10 protein-coding genes and 5 pseudogenes are annotated in these 20344 nt (G+C 60.2%); 9 read left to right on the top strand and 6 right to left on the bottom strand.

Translation table 11 applies throughout. The features are described 5' to 3' along the window. Nucleotides 1-1213 (bottom strand): PEP/pyruvate-binding domain-containing protein (locus tag JCM25156_RS02790; protein ID WP_025812068.1); only part of this gene is annotated, 1213 nt, incomplete at its 3' end. A 561-nt stretch (nucleotides 1214-1774) separates the two neighbouring features. Here JCM25156_RS02790 and JCM25156_RS27575 point away from each other — a divergent pair. Next, nucleotides 1775-1951, top strand: a complete 177-nt coding sequence (locus JCM25156_RS27575; protein ID WP_025812067.1) for a DUF3311 domain-containing protein — start codon at nucleotides 1775-1777, stop codon at nucleotides 1949-1951. Continuing rightward, nucleotides 1948-3458 (top strand): annotated as a pseudogene (locus JCM25156_RS20990) (sodium:solute symporter family protein). The gene JCM25156_RS27575 and the pseudogene JCM25156_RS20990 overlap by 4 nt, the downstream one beginning before the upstream one ends. Before the next feature lie 264 nt (nucleotides 3459-3722). On the opposite strand, the gene JCM25156_RS02775 reads toward JCM25156_RS20990, so the two are convergent. Further along, the gene (locus tag JCM25156_RS02775; RefSeq protein WP_025812066.1) at nucleotides 3723-3944 is read right to left on the bottom strand and encodes a (2Fe-2S)-binding protein; all 222 of its coding nucleotides are present in this window, start codon (nucleotides 3942-3944) and stop codon (nucleotides 3723-3725) included. Between the two features lie 1036 nt (nucleotides 3945-4980). On the opposite strand from JCM25156_RS02775, the pseudogene JCM25156_RS20985 reads away from it, so the two are divergent. Continuing rightward, nucleotides 4981-6371: pseudogene (locus JCM25156_RS20985) on the top strand (NAD-dependent succinate-semialdehyde dehydrogenase). A gap of 725 nt (nucleotides 6372-7096) precedes the next feature. On the opposite strand, the gene JCM25156_RS20980 reads toward JCM25156_RS20985, so the two are convergent. The 4 genes and pseudogenes from JCM25156_RS20980 to JCM25156_RS02750 all read right to left on the bottom strand — a co-directional run bounded on the left by JCM25156_RS20980 (nucleotide 7097) and on the right by JCM25156_RS02750 (nucleotide 11397). Next, the gene (locus JCM25156_RS20980; protein WP_242402427.1) at nucleotides 7097-7486 is read right to left on the bottom strand and encodes a phosphatase PAP2 family protein; all 390 of its coding nucleotides are present in this window, start codon (nucleotides 7484-7486) and stop codon (nucleotides 7097-7099) included. 333 nt (nucleotides 7487-7819) lie between these two features. Next, a pseudogene (locus tag JCM25156_RS20975) lies at nucleotides 7820-9141 on the bottom strand (c-type cytochrome). Then, nucleotides 9134-10768, bottom strand: a pseudogene (locus JCM25156_RS20970) (GMC family oxidoreductase). Before JCM25156_RS20970 ends, JCM25156_RS20975 begins: the two co-directional pseudogenes overlap by 8 nt. A 14-nt stretch (nucleotides 10769-10782) precedes the next feature. Beyond that, nucleotides 10783-11397, bottom strand: coding sequence for a sugar dehydrogenase complex small subunit (locus JCM25156_RS02750; RefSeq protein ID WP_025812065.1), 615 nt, complete (start codon nucleotides 11395-11397; stop codon nucleotides 10783-10785). Between the two features lie 351 nt (nucleotides 11398-11748). Between JCM25156_RS02750 and JCM25156_RS02745 the strand changes: the two genes are divergently transcribed. The 6 genes and pseudogenes from JCM25156_RS02745 to JCM25156_RS26995 form a co-directional block, all read left to right on the top strand. Beyond that, nucleotides 11749-14142 carry a heavy metal translocating P-type ATPase gene (locus tag JCM25156_RS02745; protein WP_025812064.1) on the top strand — a complete coding sequence of 798 codons (2394 nt, stop codon included), beginning with the start codon at nucleotides 11749-11751 and terminating at the stop codon, nucleotides 14140-14142. A gap of 383 nt (nucleotides 14143-14525) precedes the next feature. Continuing rightward, nucleotides 14526-14867, top strand: a complete 342-nt coding sequence (locus JCM25156_RS02740; protein WP_025812063.1) for a hypothetical protein — start codon at nucleotides 14526-14528, stop codon at nucleotides 14865-14867. A gap of 321 nt (nucleotides 14868-15188) precedes the next feature. After that, nucleotides 15189-15773 (top strand): YceI family protein, encoded by a 585-nt coding sequence (locus JCM25156_RS02735; protein WP_407637093.1) that lies wholly within the window; start codon nucleotides 15189-15191, stop codon nucleotides 15771-15773. A 641-nt stretch (nucleotides 15774-16414) separates the two neighbouring features. Next, complete coding sequence (locus JCM25156_RS02725; RefSeq protein WP_025812061.1) at nucleotides 16415-16630, top strand: hypothetical protein; 216 nt, start codon at nucleotides 16415-16417, stop codon at nucleotides 16628-16630. Between the two features lie 412 nt (nucleotides 16631-17042). Further along, complete coding sequence (locus JCM25156_RS28510) at nucleotides 17043-17252, top strand: hypothetical protein (RefSeq protein ID WP_148299284.1); 210 nt, start codon at nucleotides 17043-17045, stop codon at nucleotides 17250-17252. A gap of 95 nt (nucleotides 17253-17347) precedes the next feature. Further along, nucleotides 17348-20344 (top strand): annotated as a pseudogene (locus JCM25156_RS26995) (glycosyl transferase); the annotation flags it as partial.

Here is a 20344-nt window from a genome sequence, read left to right as displayed (position 1 = left end):
CACGGGTCAGCTGCACGCGCTCGGCCTTGGGGTCGAGGGTGGGATGCAGAAGCTGGTCGAGCGAGGACGCGGGCACCCGGCGGATGGCGTCTTCCTGCGTGATCAGCCCCTCACGCGCCATGTCGATGGCGATTTTCAGCGCGGCGGCGGCGGTACGCTTGCCGCTGCGGGTCTGGAGAATGTACAGGACGTTGCGCTGGACGGTGAATTCGATGTCCTGCATGTCCTTGTAATGTGTCTCCAGTATGGAGCGCACGCGCATGAGTTCGCCATAGGCTTCCGGCAGCACGGTTTCCATCGGGTGCTGACCGGCTTCGGCCCGCGCGCAGGCCATGGGCTGGGGCGTACGGATGCCCGCAACCACGTCCTCGCCCTGCGCATTGATCAGGTATTCGCCATAGAACACGTTTTCCCCGGTGGAGGGATCGCGGGTGAAGCAGACGCCCGTGGCGCAGTCATCGCCCATGTTGCCGAACACCATGGACTGCACATTGACCGCCGTGCCCCACGAGGCCGGGATTTCGTGCAGTTTGCGATAGGTGTTGGCGCGCGGGTTCATCCATGACCCGAACACCGCCCCGATCGCCCCCCAGAGCTGCTCCTGCGGGTCGTTGGGAAAATCGACGCCCGCATGGGTGCTGATGATCAGGCGGTAATCCGCCACGATGCTGCGCCACTGCTCCGCTGTGACGGCGGTGTCTTCCTCCACGCCGTTGGCGCGCTTGAACTGCTCCAGCACATCCTCGAAATGATGGTGGGCCACGCCCATCACCACCGAACCGTACATCTGGATGAACCGGCGGTAGCTGTCCCACGCGAAACGCGCATCACCCGAGGAGCGGGCGAGCCCTTCCACCGTCTGGTCATTCAGGCCGAGGTTGAGCACGGTATCCATCATGCCGGGCATGGACACCCGCGCGCCGGAACGGACCGAGACCAGAAGCGGCGCATCCGCATCGCCAAAGCGCAGGCCCATTGACTTCTCGACCCGGCGCAGGGCTTCGGCCACCTGCGCCTGAAGCGCGTCGGGATACTTCCGGCCGTTGTCATAAAAGGCCGAACAGACTTCCGTCGTAATGGTAAAGCCGGGCGGCACGGGCAGCCCGATCGACGCCATTTCCGCCAGGTTGGCGCCCTTGCCGCCCAGAAGGTTGCGCATATCCGCGCGCCCTTCGTTCAGGCCATCTCCGAAGCTGTAAACCCATTTGGTCATGTCTGTTCGTTCCTACGCGCGTTCGTCCGTCAGAAAATGACGCCTGCTCCGGAACAGGTCAAAAAAACAGGCGAAAGCGCTTTAATATTGTTTGTTGTTGGCAGGTCCGGGTGATGAATTTAGCCGCCCCGGCCATACGGAGGCAATCACTATTTTCACGACATATGCAACATATCATTCATAAACAATGATAACGCAACAAATCAACCAATGCGGCGACTACGTAAAATACGTTTATTTATAATGATATAAACAAAAAATCCCCGACATGGGCCGACAGATGCTCCCGGAAAGGCTTTCCCATTATAATATTATAATAAATAACAGTTGTGTGATTATCTTATATATACCCCATCAGGATTTCCCTGACTTTGCCCGGCAGTTCATTGTGCAACGCAACAAAAACATTGCGCGCTGCACAATAAAAAATAGACAACAACTAAAATAACATATCGTTATCCAAAAAAATACTTTGGATATACCTTAATTGTGTTGACACCGGGCTTCATATTCCAGAAACATCCCCGTCGGCCACATCAGAAAAACAAGAAGTACGGTCATATGAAAAAAGCCATATTCCTCCTGCTGCCCTTTGCCGGGCTCCTGTGGGTGCCGCTCTATAACCGGCACGATCCGGTGCTGTTCGGCTTCCCGTTCTTTTATTGGTACCAGCTCGCCTGGGTTCCCGTAACATCCGTCCTGATCTGGGCAGCATGGAAGTCGGAACGGCCGTCATGAACACATCCACATTGCCCGATAACGCCGCCATCGCCGTGTTCGTGCTGTGCTTTCTGGCCACCATCGTGCTGGGCAGCACGGTCAGGCTGTGGCGCCCGCTGCTGATGCGCCGCAAGGCCGCCGCCCACCATACCGAAGGCGAGGAATGGGGGCTGGGCGGGCGTGAATTCGGCGCCTGGGTCACATGGTTCCTGGTCGGGGGCGATTTCTATACCGCCTATACTGTCATCGCCGTACCGGCGCTGGTCTATTCCACCGGGGGCTTCGGCTTTTTCGCGCTGCCGTACACCATTATCGTCTATCCCTTCATATTCGCCGTCATGCCCCGGCTGTGGACCATCGCGCGCGATGGGGGACACGCCACGGCGGCGGACATCGTCCGCGCGCGCTTTGGCAGCCGCACACTTGAAATGGCCGTGGCGCTCAGCGGCCTGATTGCCGTGCTGCCCTATATCGCGCTCCAGCTTATCGGCATCCGCACCGTGATCGAGGCGCTGGGCTTTACCGGCATGCTGCCGCTGCTGATCGCCTTCTTCTCCCTTGCCGGGTACACGTGGCTTGGGGGGCTGCACGCGCCGGCGCTGACCGCTTCATCAAGGATGTGATGATCTATATCGCGGTGCTGGCGGCGGTCATTATCGTGCCGATCCATCTGGGCGGGTACGGGGCCATGTTCCATACCGCGGCACAGCATCTGCCCGATGCGCCGGGCGGGCATATCCTTGGGCAGGGGCAGATCGTGCCCTACGCCACGCTTGCGCTGTCCTCCGCCTTCGCGGCGTTCCTTTACCCACACACGCTGACCGGCATCCTTGCGGCGAAATCGGCCGATACGATCCGGCAGAACGCCGTATTCCTGCCGATCTATACCATCGTGCTGGGACTGATCGCGCTGCTCGGTCTCATGGCGCATGCGGCGGGGATCGTGACCACGTCTTCCTCACAGGTGGTGCCGCAGCTTTTCCTGGCCATTTTCCCTTCATGGTTCGCCGGGTTCTGCTTCGCCGCGATTGCGGTGGGCGCGCTGGTGCCGGCCTCCGTCATGGCGATCGGGGCGGCCAACCTGATCATGCATAACATCCTGCCCCACCGGGCGGATTCCGTCACCGGTTCGCGCATTGCCGGTTTTGCGGTGAAGGTAGGCGCGCTGGGCTGCGTCGTGTTCCTGAACGCCAAATTCGCCATTGACCTGCAACTGCTGGGCGGCGTCATTATCCTGCAGACGTTTCCCGCCCTGATCATGGGCCTGCTGCCGCTGCGGCTGCCCGCGCGCGCGCTGATCACCGGCTGGGTCATCGGGTCCGTATCGGGGCTGGCGCTATGCTGGATGGACGGGCTGAAGCCGGTGCATCCCATCGCCTTTGCCGGTTTTTCGGCTTCCGTTTCAACCGGGCTGCTGGCGCTGGGCATTAACATGACGGCGACATTCGCACTGGCGGCGGCCATGCGCCTCGCCACGGGGGCCTCGCCCGCTCCCCTGCCGAGGCAGGAAGGGGCGCGGCGGTAGAAGCCATTTAAAATCCGGGCGCGCCTTTTTTTCGGAAAGGCGGCGCTTCCTGAAGCTTTTTGGAAAAAGCTTCACCAGAAACTTTCTTATGATTCGTGGGGCATTCACTGTGCCGGGCTTTTCCGATAGCCCCTCAGTCCACGGCCTACGGGCCATGCGAATGCGGGCGGCAGCCCCGCCCCTGATCCTGAGCATTTCAAACGGCACCCTTCACCTGGTGCCGTTTTTTATTGACCGTAAAGCAGAGCGGACTCCGCCCCCGGTTCAGGTCGGTTGCAGGTTACCGGACAGGTGGGCGGTCTCCGCCACGGTCATGCATCCCTGCCGGGCGAGCTGCCGCAGAATGCACACCACGCCCGGCACGCAGTTGCCACACTGCGCACGGCAACCCTTGGATTCATAGACTTCCTTCGGCCGGACCGCGCCATTACGTACGGCCTTCTCCACATCCGCATCCGTCAGCATATTACAAGAGCAGACAAACATTTATCCATCTCACCCATAAAATGTGAATCCAGCATAAACACGAATGAGAACAAATCGCAATGCAATTTATGAATTGATCCGATCCATTCCTCCGCGCCGCGACATGGATGCCAGGTCATATCCCCCCATTTACAACTTTATCAGGAGCGATAACATCCATGCCGATCATGTAGCGTCATCATCCGGACCTCCACCCCATTCACGCCTGCCTGTGGCAATCACCCTTTATGCATCATCCGGATCATATGAGCCTTTGGACCCGCCCTTTGCCTGAACACCCAACTGCCGCATCCGGACCCCGCTGTAATTCTGACAGCGCAAGAAATGTGCCAGGTTCCGCACAGGACTACGCCGCCCCAGATCCGGGCCAGATGTATTGTGGGAGGCAATGAAGCAGGGCCGCGACAGGAGGCTGCCTGAAAAGCCTGTTCAGGGACATTCCGCAAAAATAATCAGGAAGTTTCGGGGGAAGTTTTTTGAAAAAAGGCAGCGTTCAGAACACCTAATTTTATCAATCAGTTATTTTCAAACAACTTCCTGATAAACCTGCTCCGAAATCTGGCGACGGACCGCTTCCGCCGACTTTGCGGATGGTTCCCCTGCCCCACTTCCCTGCCAGATGTCTGAAAACGCACAAACCGGCGCCGCCCAACGGCCTCTCCACAGTCGAGCGCTCCGGGCCACAGCGCCCGTGCGCCACGCTCGGGCATTGCCATAAAAAAGCGCCAATTTCATGCCGTCATGACCGGATGCGCTTCCTCTCCGCATTCCCACGGATTTCACCGCACGCGCCGGTGGTTATTAAATAATGTGTTATATCAGGCGCGGCGATCTTGCGGGTTTCACGCCACCGGCAAGACGGGTTACCAGAAAAACGGCAAAAAGGACGGGTTTTCTCCCGTATATGGGCCGTTTATGCCCCCTGTGTTCAAATGAACTTTTGCAGGTTATGTCCGTTGGTGGTAGCAAAAACGATTCTTGCACGCCCGCGCGCGAAATATATACTTGACCAAACGATACAGGAACAGACCCGTCCATGGCTTATACAACGACCAACCCCTATACTGGCGAGAAGCTGAAAACCTTCCCCGAAGCAACTGATCAGGAAATCCAGACCGCCCTGACCGACGCCTATGAAGCCTTCAAGGCATGGCGTCACGTCTCCTTTGCCGAACGCGCGAAGGTCATGACGAAGGCGGCGGCCATTCTGCGTCGTGATATCGACAAATACGCCCGCCTGCTGACCCTTGAAATGGGCAAGCTCTACGGGGAAGCAAAGCTGGAAACCGAACTTTCGGCGGAAATCTTTGAATATTACGCCGCGAATGCCGAACGCCTGCTGGCCCCCGAAACGCTGCCCGTTGCCGACCCGAAGGAAGGCAAGGCCGTTCTGGTCCATCAGCCGCAGGGCATCGTTTTCGCGATCGAACCGTGGAACTTCCCTTACTACCAGATCGCCCGCATCATCGCGCCGCAGCTTTCCGCCGGGAACACGGTGCTGCTCAAGCACGCATCCAACGTGCGCAGTGCGCCGCCGCGTTTGACAGCCTGATGCAGGAAGCCGGCCTGCCCAAGGGCGCGTTCCGCAACCTGTATGCGGCCCGCCACCATACCGAAGTGATCCTGAGCGATCCGCGCGTATGTGGCGTGGCGCTGACCGGTTCCGAAGGCGCCGGGGCGATCGTGGCCGGTGTCGCGGCCAAGGCGCTCAAGAAATCCACGATGGAACTGGGCGGCTCCGACGCCTTCATCGTGCTGGAAGACGCGGATCTGGAAAAGACGGTGAAGTGGGCGGTGTTCGGTCGCCACTGGAATGCCGGCCAGGTCTGTGTCTCGGCCAAGCGGATGATCGTGGTGGACGCGGTCTATGACCGGTTTGTCGAACTGTACAAGAAGGGTGTGGCCGAACTGAAGGCCGGTGACCCGATGGACCCGACCACGACGCTGGCCCCGCTGTCCTCGCAGAAGGCGGCTGATGAACTGGCGGCACAGGTCGAGGAAGCCAAGAAGCACGGCGCGGTGGTCGAGACCATCGGCGCGCCGGTGCCCAATGACGGGGCCTTCTTCCGTCCGCTGCTCATGACCAACCTGCACAAGGACAATGAAGCCCGCCTGTGGGAGTTCTTCGGTCCCGTCACGCAGCTTTACCGCGCCAAGGACGAGGCGGACGCCATCCGCATCGCCAACGACTCCCCGTTCGGGCTGGGTGGCTCCGTCTTCACGAAGGACACGAAGCGCGGCGTGAAGGTTGCCGAACAGATCTATACCGGCATGGTCTATGTCAACCACCCGACCATGGTGAAGGCGGACCTGCCGTTTGGTGGCGTGGCCCGTTCCGGCTATGGCCGTGAACTGATTGGCCTTGGCATCAAGGAATTCGTCAATCACAAGCTGATTGATGTCGTCGATATCGACGCACCGTTCTAAATCCCTGCTTCTGGTTGATCCCGTCCGGGTCAACCAGCGACGGACCAGCCCCTCACCCGCATCAGGACGATCCTGATATGGGTGAGGGGTTTCGTATTCCGGGGGCACCTGGCTTCCTGTCCCGATGCGGATTACGAATATACTGATCTTACAAAGAAATGGATCTGGGTCTTTACTGTCAGCTTTCTTGAGCAGGCATGAAACATGCCAAGGCGACGGTATGAAGATCGTTTGACGCCACACATTACCGCGTCTGATCTTCTGAAATCTGATATGTTACAGGTAATGCCCTGTGATCATGCCGCCTCGTCCGGCATAAAATGCACTATCCATCTGCTGGAAATGACATGATGGAAGTAGAAACAGTGTATTGATAATGAATAATAAATGTTTTTGGGTGCTACCTTTTTCAAAAAGGCGGCGTTTCCCGAAGCTTTTTGAAAAAAAGCTTCACCAAAAACTTTCTTATGATTTATGGGATGTTTCCTGAAGGGGATCAGATTATGAAATACAAAAAAAGAGATATTATACAAATATTTTATATACGAAATGACTTACCGAACTTCCTTCAGACAGGACCAGGTTCCTGATGGCCACTTCCGCCCCCAAATGCCATCCATGAAACAGGAAGGCGCTCCCGACCACTGCGGGCAACAGGTAAAGCCACAACGCCTTCGGCACCGGGCCGCATTTGAACCCCAGCACCACGGCGGCTATTGATCCGATCATGCGCCGGTTACAACCTCGGACACCGAATGGGCGTGTAATACAAGCCGGGTATAGGCCATGACAGCCGCCACGGCCATCAGGGGCAGCATCGTAAGGGAGGGAAGGCCGATAAACGCCTCACGCCCCATCATGATCAACAGGCTGCCATAGACAAGGCAGGCCGACGCGACATGGCCACTGGGGCTGAAAACGGGGGCCTGCATGAATACGGCATAATACAGGCCCATAATTTTCAGGACCAGCATGAGCGCCAGCGTCAGGATAACCGTGCCAAGCCAGACGGAAGCGCCCCGCCGCCACTCCCGCCAGACCATAACGGCCGCAACCGTGGCCACGACCGGCAGAATGTCGCCCTGATCGGCGAAATCGGTGATGAAACGTATCATAACGAAACGTATTTTCCTGCCACCTACCCATCCCGCATAGCATATGACCGGCACGATCGCCAGCAATACGCACTAACGCATGACAGGCGCGGAGGTTACACGCCCCGGCAGGAAAGCCCCGAGGACGCACCCATCATAAGGAGCAGGCGCGTCCCGGTGCAAGGAACTGTTTGAAAAACCGGCCTTTGGGACATTCCCTAAATTTTAGGGACGTTTTCGGTAAAGCTTTTTTCAAAAAGCTTCGGGAAACGCCGCCTTTTTGAAAAAAGGCGGCACCCAAAAACTTTTATTGTTTTTTATCAATCAGTTGTTTTCAATCGGCCTCTGGGTAGTTCAGGGCGTTTTAGGCGTTTCCCCACGCTGCGTGGCGACCTGTTCGGGTGTGACGCCATGATCGCCACTGCCGAAGGTTTTGGTCACATAATTGACCACGGCCGCGACTTCCGTGTTGCTCAGGCGCTGCACATCGGAATTCTGGCCAAAGCCGGGCATATAGGCATGAACGCCATTCGCGGTCCGGTCCACACCCTCCAGCACGGTCATGATCAGGTTATCCGGATGCCCGGACCCGACAACGGCGTTATGGAACAGGGAAGGTACATAGCGGTTGCTCGACCCCGCCCCGTTATCACCATGGCAGGAGGCGCAGTTGGCGTCATACACGCCCTTGCCGTCCATCGGATCGAGATTGTCGATGCGGGTAAGATCGCCCGAACGGATGTCCGGCACATTCAGGGCCTGCCCGATACGTGCGCGGGGCGCGTGTTCGGCATCGTCCTCCTTGGCCGGAACCTGAAGGATATAGGCGGCCAGGGCGTGCAGGTCCGTATCGGTCAGGTGGCTGGTGCTGTGCTCAACCACCTCCCCATCGGTCCGGCCGCCTGGCTCAGCCCGTCGATATGACCGGTGCGCAGATAGGCCACCAGTTCATCCTCGCTCCAGTCCCCGATGCCGCTGGTCTTGCTGGATGTAATATCAGGCGCGTACCACCCCAGCAGGGACGCACCGGCCAGATAACTGTCCTCTTTCTCGCTCAGCATGACGTTGCGGGGCGTATGGCAGGTGCCGCAATGCGCCAGCGCATGGGCGATGTATTTTCCCCGCCGCAGCTTGTCGAACGTCGCGGCGTCCCCCGTTTCCGGGTCGCTCTCACCCGCCACAAGGTTCCACACCGCCATGGTGATGCGCAGGTTGGCCGGGAAATTGAGCGCCGTGGCGGGCGGGGTTTCGGCCACGGGTTTCACGTCATGCATGAACCACGCATACAGTGCCGTGACATCGTCATCCGTCATGCCGGAATAGGAGACATAAGGCATGGCCGGGTAAAGGCGGCTACCATCCCGGCGGATGCCGTGGCGCACGCTCTTCTCGAAATCCTGTAGCGTATATTTGCCAATCCCGTGGTCGGGATCGGGGGTGATGTTGGTTGAAATGACATCACCCATCGGCGTCGTGATGCTCAGCCCGCCCGCAAAGGGCTGGCCGCCGGGTTTGGTATGGCAGGCAATGCAGTCCCCCGCCGTGGCGATATATTTGCCGTGCGCCAGAAGCTCGGCGGAAGGCTCATCCGCGCGGGCGGGTTCCGTGGACAGAACAGCCAGCCCTACTCCCGCCCCCAGAACCGACCACAGGATTTTGTGTGCAACATCAGGCATGGGAAAGTTCTTTTTTCAGCGTGTCGGCCACACGCAATGCGAGTGCTGCGACGGTCAGGGTGATATTGCCGGTTCCAACCGAGGAAAAGACGGACGAACTCGCGATGAACATGTTCTCGTGGTCATGCGTGCGGCAGAAGCCATCCACCACGGAATCCTTCGGGTCGCTCCCCATGATGGTGCTGCCGGCGGGATGGTCCTGCGGGAAGTAGCCCGGCGTCCACTGCTCGTCCGTGCCGTGCATGAGGCCGATCAGTTCCCGGAACAGACCACGGGTATGCTCGCAGCTTTTCACGGTATATTCGGGAAGTTTATAAAAGACTTCCGGGTGCGGAATACCCAGCGCGTCCTTGTACGTGCTGCTCAGCGTCAGGCGGTTCTGCGGGTCGGCCAGCCCTTCATTATGGCTGAACAGCCGGACGGTATGGGAGGCGAGATAGCGGATCTGCTCCTCCAGTTCCTTCCCGACATATCCCTTGGAAATCGCAAGCGACGTGGCCAGGTCAACCTGGTTGTCATCCACCATGTGCACGAGATAGGCGCCGCGTTCGTTACGCCAGTTTCCATCACGGAAATTGTCGATCACGTTGGTTTCAAGCGGTCCCCTGCCCGGCCACAGCGCCTTGTCGCCACTGATGAAGGTGACCTGCACCCCCGTATGGTCCATCATGTTCCGGCCGACATGGCCGGAACTGTTGGCGATGCCATCGGGGCTCTGCTCATCGGCGGAAACCAGCAGGAGCTTCGCCGTCTCGATACAATGCGCGGCGATTACGAAATACTTGCCGGTAACGCGGTGCGATCCTTGTCGGGGTCATAATAATGCACGGCGGTAACACGCTTGTTGGCGCTGTCACGCTCGATTTTGTACACCACCGCATTGGGAACGAAACGCGCGCCCGCCGCCTCGGCATGATAGACGGAGTAGCTGCCGTTATACATGGCCCCGATGGGACAGATCGGCATGCAGTTGTTGTGCCCTTCGCAGGTGGGGCGGTTATCGTAGGGGCGGGTGTTGCGCGCCTGCGGTTCATGCACCACGCGATAGGGCGTCTTTTCGCTGATCAGCTTGCGGAACTGCTGCGCCGCGTACGAAATGGGCAGCGCTCCATCGGGTAGGGCTGGCGGCGTGGGGAGCCGAGATCCTCCTTCGCCGCGTCCGGCCCGCACACCCCCATCATGACTTCCGCCTGATAGTAGAACGGTTCCAGATCGTCGTATTTCAGCGCCCAGTCACGCCCCTGCCCATACCGGGTCTTCAGTTCGAAATCCGATGGCAGGTACCGCCATGCGCACCCTGCCCAGTGCACGTGGTGCCCCCCATCATGCGCAGATAGACCTGCTGATAGGCCTCCGCGTCCGGGCCGGTGGTATGCAGGTACTCGTTTGGCGTGATCTGGTTGGGTGGATGCTCCGCCCATGGCACGGAGGGAAAAGGCCCCTGATAGGAGGGCTTGTTTTCCAGATTGCGGAAATTCTCGACAAAATGCTGCCGGTCGACACGCGGCCCCGCCTCCAGCACGATGACGGAAATGCCCGCCCGCGCCAGCTCATTGGCAATGGAACTGCCCGCGACGCCAGAGCCGACGATGACGACATCGGCTGAAAGATCCTGTTCAGATGGCATGGGACGCTCCGGGTTCAGGTGGGTTCTACAACGAATTTTGAAGGCGAAAGGGCAGGCTCGCCCGTTGGAACCGCCACTTCCGGCGGGGTCCGGGTCCAGTAGAACGGCCCCCCGGCGGCATAGGTCTTGGGGTAGACCGCGTCGCTGGTAATGTCGAACATCAGAGCCGAGCGGTATACCACGACCTTCTGGTCGGCAACGCCACGGTACCAGCCGGTCATGATGTCATGGATCACATCCTTGAACACCGGGTCCGCATGTTCGGCCGCGCGGGCCAGCGCGCTGGCGCTGCTGAAGGTGCCGCCCGCCATAAGCGCGTGAAGGTTCTGGATCTGCGCGCGCCGGTCGGGCACCGCGTGGATGATCCCGGCGTACAGGGCGTGACCGACCTGCGGGTCCAGCGTGTCACGATCCGTCAGCCGTTGGGAAAGGGCCAGGAACAGCGGCGCCACCGGGTCTTCATCAACCGTCGCGGCCAGGCCCTGTTTCGCGCCCAGCGCCACGGTGGCCAGCCCCATGGCGCCCAGCAGCATGTCACGGCGTGACATACGCAGCGCCTGAGCCATCCGTATGCTGTTGGGGGCGGTCAGATGCACGCTGGTGGAAAAACACGACCGGTCTACAGCCATATGGTGTCGCCTCTCATGCCTGTCTGTCCAGCCGGGATGCCGGAAGAAACAGGCATGGCTGAGCGGAATGCGGTGGTTGAATGTTACGGATACCGCCACGTAACGGGATGCCGCAACCTCTGCGGCCCCTATATTAGCGAATGGCAGGTTCACGTCTGGTGTACGACAACACAGGATCGGGCGCGGAAATATTACGTAATACTGCAATCACGGATACACGGCTCCGTGAAGTGATGAGCGCCCCCGCCGGGCAATAGCGGCAGTATCGTCTTTTCAGAAAAACATCGGGACGTTCTTGATAATACCTTGAGGGGGTATAAAATCAGCGGTGAATACGCAAGGAGCGTGGCCGTGTCCGAGACCTTTGGCTTCCCTGTCGGCGGTATGAGCTGTGCCGCCTGCGCCGCGCGGATCGAAAAGATCCTGAACCGTCAGGACGGGGTGAAGGCGGCGGTCAATTTCGCCGCCGGTCGCGCGCAGGTCATGCTGGACAGCCCCACGGCGTCCATCGCCAATGTCATCGCCGCCGTGCGCAAGGCCGGTTTCACGGTGGCTGAACAGAGTGTGGACCTGTCCCTGACCGGCATGAGCTGCGCCAGCTGCGCCGCGCGGATCGAGAAAATCCTCAACCGCCTTCCCCTGACACGGGCGAGCGTAAATTTCGCGGCCCAGAGGGCGCATGTCGCCTTCGTGCCCGGCATTGTCGGGCCGGATACCTTTATCGCCCGGATAGAAAAAGCCGGTTTTGGCGCAACCGTGCTGGATGACAGCCTGCCCGTGGACGAACATGCGCGGCGCGAACAGGCATGGCGGGCGGAACGCAACGGCTTCGTGCTGACACTGGCCCTGTCCCTCCCCTTCTTCGCGCAGATGGCGGCGATGTTCGCGGGCTCTCCCTACATGATGCCCGACTGGCTGCAATGCGCGCTGGCGACGGTGGTGCAGTTTTACTGCGCGCGCCACCTGTACCGGCGCGCATGGAACGCGGTGCGTGGCGGTTCGGCCAACATGGATGTGCTGGTGGTGCTGGGCACGGGCATCACCTATGTCTTCAGCACCGCCGTCATGGTGCTGGGCCTGAAGCAGCCTGTCTATTTCGAGGCGGATGTCGCCATCATCACGCTGATCTCTCTGGGCAGGCTGATGGAGACCCGCGCGCGCGACAGGACCAGCGCGGGAATTGAAAGGCTGCTGCGGCTACAGCCCCAGGTCGCACATGTGGAAAGTGATGGCGTGGTCACCGACCGCCCGGTCGCGGATGTGCGCGTGAACGATATTGTGATTGTCCGGCCGGGCGAAAGTATCGCGGTTGATGGCGAGGTTGTGGATGGCGCGTCCGATGTGAACGAAGCCATGCTGACGGGGGAGAGCTTACCGGTACTGAAAAAGGCCGCGGACAAGGTGTTTGGCGGCACGATGAACACCACCGGCGCCCTGCGCATCCGGGCTACCGGCGTGGGCGCGGATACGGCGCTGGCGCATATCGTGAACATGGTGGAACAGGCGCAGGGGTCAAAGGCCCATGTACAGCGACTGGCCGACAGGGTCGCGGCCATTTTCGTGCCCGCCGTGCTGGTTCTGGCGCTGCTGACATTCCTGATCGGGTGGCTGGTGACAGGCAGCGCGACATGGAGCCTTGTCTCCGCCGTGTCCGTTCTGGTCATCGCCTGCCCCTGCTCGCTGGGGCTGGCCACACCCACGGCCATCATGGTCGGCACGGGGCTGGGCGCGCGCGCGGGCATCCTGTTCCGCAACGCCAACGCACTGGAACAGGCGGAAAAACTGACCACCATCATCATGGACAAGACCGGCACCCTGACCGAAGGCCAGCCGGGCGTGAGCGATGTGCGGCCCGCACCGGGCGTTGAGCCCGCGCATCTGCTGGCCGTCGCCTGCACGCTGGAGAAGGATTCCGAGCATCCTCTGGCCCGCGCCATTGCCGATTACACCGCGAGCGCCGGAATCCCGGCGCGGACCGTTACGGATTTTCAGGCGCTGCCGGGTCTGGGCGTGACCGCACGGATGGAAGGCGCGCTGATCCGCCTCGGCTCCCCCCGTTTCCTGACCGGGGCCGGACTTGCGCTGGATACCCCCCTCATCACCAGGCTGGAGCAGGAAGGCAAGACCGTCATCGCGGTGGCCGCGGATGCGCGCGCCCTGGGCTATATCGCCCTGTCCGACCGCCTGCGCGCCGATGCGACTGAAACCGTTGCGGCGCTACACAGGGCGGGAATCAGGGTCGTGATGCTGACCGGAGATAACGAGCACGCGGCGGCGGTCGTGGCGCGACAGGTTGGCGTGGATGACTATCTGGCTGGCGTGCTGCCCGGTGACAAGGCGAAGGGCGTGGCGAAATACCGGGCCGAGGGGCAGACCGTGGGCATGGTGGGCGACGGCATAAACGACGCCCCGGCGCTGGCGGCGGCGGATGTCGGTTTCGCCATCGGGGCGGGCGCCGCCATTGCGCTGGATACGGCCGATGTCGTGCTGATGAAAAGTGAACTGGGCAGTGTGCTGGACGCCATTTCACTCTCCCGCGCGACACTGGCCAAAATCCGGCAGAATCTCTTTTTTGCCTTCATCTATAATATTCTTGGCCTGCCGCTGGCCGCCTTTGGCATGCTCAACCCGATCGTGGCGGGGGCCGCCATGGCCATGAGTTCGGTATCCGTTGTCAGCAACTCGCTCCTTCTCAACCGCTGGAAAGCGCCATCCAGCCGTCAGGACCAGAAGGCGACCGGATAAATGGACAAAGCACCGGAATGCCGGCCTTTTTAAAAAGACCGTGTTTTCCGGGGCTTTTTAAAAGGGCTTTACCGGAAATTTCCTTATGGTCTGTGGAATGGTCTCCGGGCAGAGTTTTTCAGGTTGCCTTTCGTTACAGACCGACGGCTTGCGGGACCGACCTGTTACAGTGATGTGATCGGTCCTGAACCCGTCGCCCCGGCGCGACCATCAGGCTGGCACGGATATTGCTTTTAATTCTGAATACGAAACAAAAAAATATCAATCCGCATAACATTCACGCAATGATATTATGGCCTGCTTCTCCGGAGCTTCCACATGTTTCCCCACAGGCCGACAGACATTTCCGCACATGCGTAAATCCTGACCAGAGAGGATCAGACATGCTTGATAATCCGTTCAAATCCGACGCTGATTACAAAGAAGCCGCCGAACGAAAGGAAACCGACTTTCAGGCATGGAAACTGTACGCCAGGCGGCTGGAAAAACGGTTGCAGGAAGTTACGCGGAAACTGACCATCATGACCGCATCCGATACCGGCCATCGCGCCCAGGTCCGTGCGATGACCGAAATGCACCCGCTCAGCCCGCTTCTGGCCGCAACGGACGATACATTTGAAAACGGCAGGCCCAAGCCCCGTATCCGTCTCGTCTTTGAAAAATCGTTCGATAACATGTTGCAGGCTTACGGCATTACCGACCCGCAGTCGCACCGCCTGAACTGAGCCTGACAATGCGGGAACAGACCATACGACCGCGCGCCGACCCGACAACGCGACACCCTGTCGCCCCCTCCCTACAGCGGCACGAAGCGGAAAGTATGGGAAACCATATGTTTCCATCATCGTTGTTTTTCGGGTCCGGTCATCCCGGTAATGAGGGTGCTGCGCACTGGCCGGGGGCGGTTCCGGTGCGAGACAGGGCGGACATACATTGATGCCGACCGCATCCATCCGATAACGCCAGACCTCCGGCCCTGATACCAGAACGCATCCTGACCGGAGTATCCTTACGTGAAATACGGCTTTCCTTCCTTACCGCTGGCGATTATTGCCCTGTCCCTGTCCCATGTCGGCCCGGCTGCGGCACAGGTCGTGACCAGCCCGGCGCAGGTGCAGTCCGGCAGCTATGACGTCGAACCCGCGCATACGCAGGTTACATTCACGGTGCTGCATCTCGGGTTTACGAATTACACGGGCATTTTCTCCAATGCCTCCGGCACGCTGGAACTTGATACCCGCGCGCCATCCCGTTCGAAACTGTCCGTCACCATTCCGGTGGATTCCGTGCAGACCACCAGCAGCAGGCTGACCGGGGAACTGAAGGGCGAACAGTGGTTTGACGCCGGCAGGTTCCCTGCCGCAACCTTCGTCTCCACCGCCATACGCCAGACGGGACAGAACGATGCCGTCGTCACTGGCAACCTGACGCTGCATGGTGTCACGAAACCCGAAACGCTGAAGGTTCATTTCATCGGGGCGGGCATCAACGCGATAGACAAGAAATATACCACCGGCTTCGAAGCCACGGCCACGATCAGGCGTAGCGACTTCGGCGTAAAGATGTATGTGCCTTATGTAGGCGATGACGTGGAGTTGCGCATTGCCGGGGCTTTTGAACGGCGGGACTGAAACATAACAGGCACGCTGAATACTGCCCGCAGGCTCCCTTATGGCCAGCGGGCAGTCAGTATTTAAAGCCCGTGAAAGCGGATGAATCCCTGCGCCGTCATGTGTTCACGCCCCGGACATGGGACCGGGGCATAAAACACATTAAATTGTTATTTTTAAAATTATACATATTTTATGAATATTTTCAGGTTCAGGCGTTCGGTTTCATTCCCGTTATCCTGCCCCCAGACCATTCCATAGGGACGCGACCGGACAAGCCGCATGAAATTCCATTAATAGGTTAGTTTATATTAAAACATTGTTATTAAATGTTATTATATGAACTCTTCGGACTAAAAGTCTGGCTTTTCCTAAAATTAACTTAATTTTACGAAAAATAAATTATCACACATTTTTTTAGTTATTATGGTTGACGCGATACAGCCACGGCGTATGATCCGCCGCGAACACCCCTTTCGGCAATATGGAGCAGAGTGATCCCACATGATCCAGACAACCGGACGAACCTGTCACATTCACCGATGTAGTACATCACCCGTCGCCCCCATGGTGAAGGCGGGCACCCAGTAGAACAACCGGCGGACATACTGCCGGACCCACACCCGCAACATGATACGCGGGCATGTAAAGGCAGCACTTCCATGCTTGAATCCCATATTGTTGAAATTGACGGCACCTTCCTTGGCACGGTTATTCTGGAAGCAGACCGTGAAACGCGGCGCTTCTATGCCGCGCATGACAGCGTACGCGCCTTTCATAACCAGACCCTGCGTGGGCAGGATGACCTGACCCGTCAGGTCACGCGCCTTTACCGGCGCGCGCATGCGGGCATGCAGGCTTTTACCGGCAGCAGGTAATCCGGTCCCGCTGATATACCGATCGGCGGGCCAGAGGGTACAATGTGAAACGGGCCGGATCCAGCAGGGTCCGGCCCGTTGCTGTGCGGGCGGCGGCCTACCTCCGGCGGGAACAGGCCGCGCACCATGTCATCTGCGCAAGAACCGGATACCCTCGCCCCGAAACACCCTGTCAGTTCCGGGGAAGTTTCCGGGGCCGCCTTTTTCAACAAAGGCGGCGTTTCCTGAAGCAGGTTTTTTCAAACAGTCTCCAAAGAAGATGAAAATAACCGTGCAACACTGCCTGATTTTGCACGTTTACGCTGGGCTGTGGCAGTCAGGCCCCATGTCGGCCCTACGTCCCACCGAATTCACAACTTCGCTGTAGCGTTCGCACTCTTCCCCCAATTCCCGGATAGAGGAGAACAGAAAAATGGGTACATCCCCCGAAACACGCCACTCCGACCCACCGGCTGACCGGTCAGCCACGCCCCAGGCCAACGCCGCGATCCCCCTCAAGGCCGATCTGCCGCCCGTACGCACGGGCGCGCCATCACGCCCGGGCGGAAATGGCGCATCCCTTGTGTCGCGACCCGGCGCAACATCCACGCAGCAACCACGAAGAAGCCTGTTCCGTAAATAAAACAGCATCCGGACCAGCCTCTCGCTGTTCCCGTGCGCCTGTAAGTGGAGCAGAGAATGGACGGGAACACCGCATCATCCCTACAGGCCGGTTACATGTTCCGGGCGAAACGACGCTCCTGGATGGCGCGCCTGCTGGGTCACCCGCCGCAACTGACATGGCTGGATGATTCCGCGCCGGTCCGCAGCGAGATTTTTGGCATGGAACGGCTCGAAGCCCATGCCCGAAGCCTTGCCAGCGCCCAGAAGGTCACATCCCGCACCGGCGGCTATGGACAGCCCCTGTCAAAACGCCTGGCGGAAAACAGCGCCTTCCTGCGCGCGGCCGACATACGCATTGCCGACGCCATCCAGGCCGGAAAGCAACTGACGCCCGCGGCCCAGTGGCTGGCCGACAACTACGCCCTGGTTGACATGCAGATACGCGAGACGGATCTGGATCTGCCACCGCGTTATTACGCGCGCCTGCCCAAGCTGGCCAACGGCCCGTTTACCGGCCTGCCACGGGTATTTGGCGTGACATGGGCGCTGGTGGCTCATACGGACAGCAACCTTCAGCCTGAAGTGCTGTACAACTACCTGATGGCGTACCAGAGCGTGGTCCCGCTGACCATTGGTGAGCTATGGGCGGTGCCGATCACGCTGCGGATTGTCCTGATCGAGAACCTGCGGCGTGTCGTCGCGGCGATCATGGCCAACAATGCCAGCAGGCGGGACGCCGACAGGCTGGCGGACAGGCTTGACACCTACCGCAAGGAACCGGACGCTGCCATTCCCGCCTTTCTCGCCACGGTGGACCCCACCGTTCTCAACAACGCCTTTGCCGCGCAGCTTGCCTACCGGTCGCGCGGGCTGGATCCGGAAAAGGATTCCGCCCTTGTCTGGCTTGAACAGCGCCTTGTCGATCGCGGCACCACCATTGATGACGCGGTGCGCGATGATCTGCACGAACAGGGCATGTTCAACGCCACCATCCGCAACGTCATCACCAGCCTGCGGCTGATCGCCGGTTTTGACTGGACGGAAGCGTTTGATCACGTCTGTCTCGTCAACACGGTCTTTGCCGGTTACGACAGTTTCACGCAGGCCGATTTCGCCAGCCGTGACCTGTACCGCAAGGCCATCGAGGATCTGGCGCGGGGCAGCAGCCACAGTGAAATGGCAATAGCCGAACAGGCCGTGACCATGGCGCGCCGGGCGCGGGAAAGCACCGGCGCGACCCGCGACAGGCCGATCCCGGCTATTACCTGCTCATGGCGGGGCGCAGGATGCTGGAAGCCGAAATCCGCTTCCGCCCGCCCTTCTCCCGCAGGCTGGGCCGTGGTTTTCGCGCATACGGCATTATGGCGTACAGCCTGATGGTCACCCTGCTGACCGCGCTCTTCCTCGCCCTGCCCCTGTGGCTGACCTATGGAACGGGCGTGGACGGCCTGTGGCTGCTGGCGGTCCTGGCCTTCCTGCCGGTTTCGGAGGCCGCGGTCGCCTGCGTCAACCGCGTGGCGCTGGAGGCGGTGCATGCAACGGCGCTGCCGGGGCTGGAACTGCTGGACGGTATTCCCGCCCGGCTGCGCACCATGGTTGTAGTACCCGCGCTGCTGACCACGGATGAAACGGTCAACGCCCTGCTGGCGCGGCTGGAAGTGCATTATCTCGCCACCCGGGATGATTCCATCCATTTCGCGCTGCTGACCGACTGGACCGATCATACGGACGCCGAAGGCCCGGACGACCAGCGGCTGCTGGAACGCGCCCTGGCGGGCATGGAGCACTCAACCGCAAATACGCCCCCCTGCCCGATGGCGTGCGCTTCTACCTGCTGCACCGCAGGCGTGTATGGAGCGAAAGCGAGCGGGTCTGGATGGGGTGGGAGCGCAAGCGTGGCAAGCTTCATGAACTCAACCGCCTGCTGCGCGGGGCGACGGATACGACATTTCTGCCACCCGCCCATGGCCTGCCCGCCAATGTCCGCTATGTCATCACACTGGACGCCGATACCCGCCTGCCGCTGGAAACCGTGCGCCGCCTGATCGGCAAGATGGCGCACCCCCTCAACGCCCCCACTTTCGATCCGGTATCGGGCCGGGTGCGCGACGGGTATGGCATTCTCCAGCCCCGCGTGACACCCGCCCTGCCCGTCGGGCACCAGAGCACGCTGTTCCAGCGCATCTTCTCCAGCGCCAGCGGAATCGACGCCTATTCCGCCGCCGTGTCCGACCTGTATCAGGACATGTTTGGCGAAGGTTCCTACGCGGGCAAGGGCATATACGATATTGACGCCTTCGAGGCCGCCCTCGCCAACCGCGTGCCAGACTCCACGCTGCTCAGTCACGACCTGTTCGAAGGGATATTCGCCCGCGCCGGGCTGGTCACGGATGTGGAAGTGGTGGAGGATTTCCCGACCGACTACCTTGTCGCCGCCCAGCGGCTGCACCGCTGGACACGCGGTGACTGGCAGTTGCTGCCATGGATCGTATCGGGCGCGCTGCGCCGCAACACCCCCGCACGCGACCGGATTCCGGGCACGGGCCGGTGGAAAATGCTCGACAACCTGCGCCGTACGCTCGGCACGCCGCTTACGCTGCTGACACTGGTCGCGGGCTGGTTCCTGCCGCTGCACGCCGCCCTGGTCTGGACGGGATTCATCGTGCTGGCCATCGCAACACCGGCCTTCCTGCCCGTGGTGCCCGACATCGTCCCGCGCCGTGAATGGATCACGCTGCGCAGTTACCTGAGCGTCCTCGGCGCCGCCAGCACCGAGGCGGCGATCACCACGTTCCTCAACATCACCTTTCTGGCGCATCAGGCCTTTCTCATGACCGATGCGATCATGCGCACACTCGTGCGCATGGGCATCACCCGCCGCCACATGCTCCAGTGGGTGCCAGCCGCCCAGATCGCGGGGCTGCTGCGTTCGGGCCTTGCCGGGTATTATGGCCGGATGCTGGCCGCGCCGCTGCTGGCGATGGGGATCACGTTCTGCGTGGCCATGTGGGCGCCGTGGAGCCTGTTTCTGGAATTGCCGGTCGCCCTGCTGTGGTGCCTGTCACCCGCCGTGGCCATGTGGGCCAGCCGCACGCCGGTCATCGCCGCGCG

The sequence above is a fragment of the Komagataeibacter kakiaceti JCM 25156 genome (genome assembly GCF_000613305.1).
Note: the sequence above shows the minus strand (reverse complement) of the source record. Positions and strands in the feature narration are given on the sequence as shown.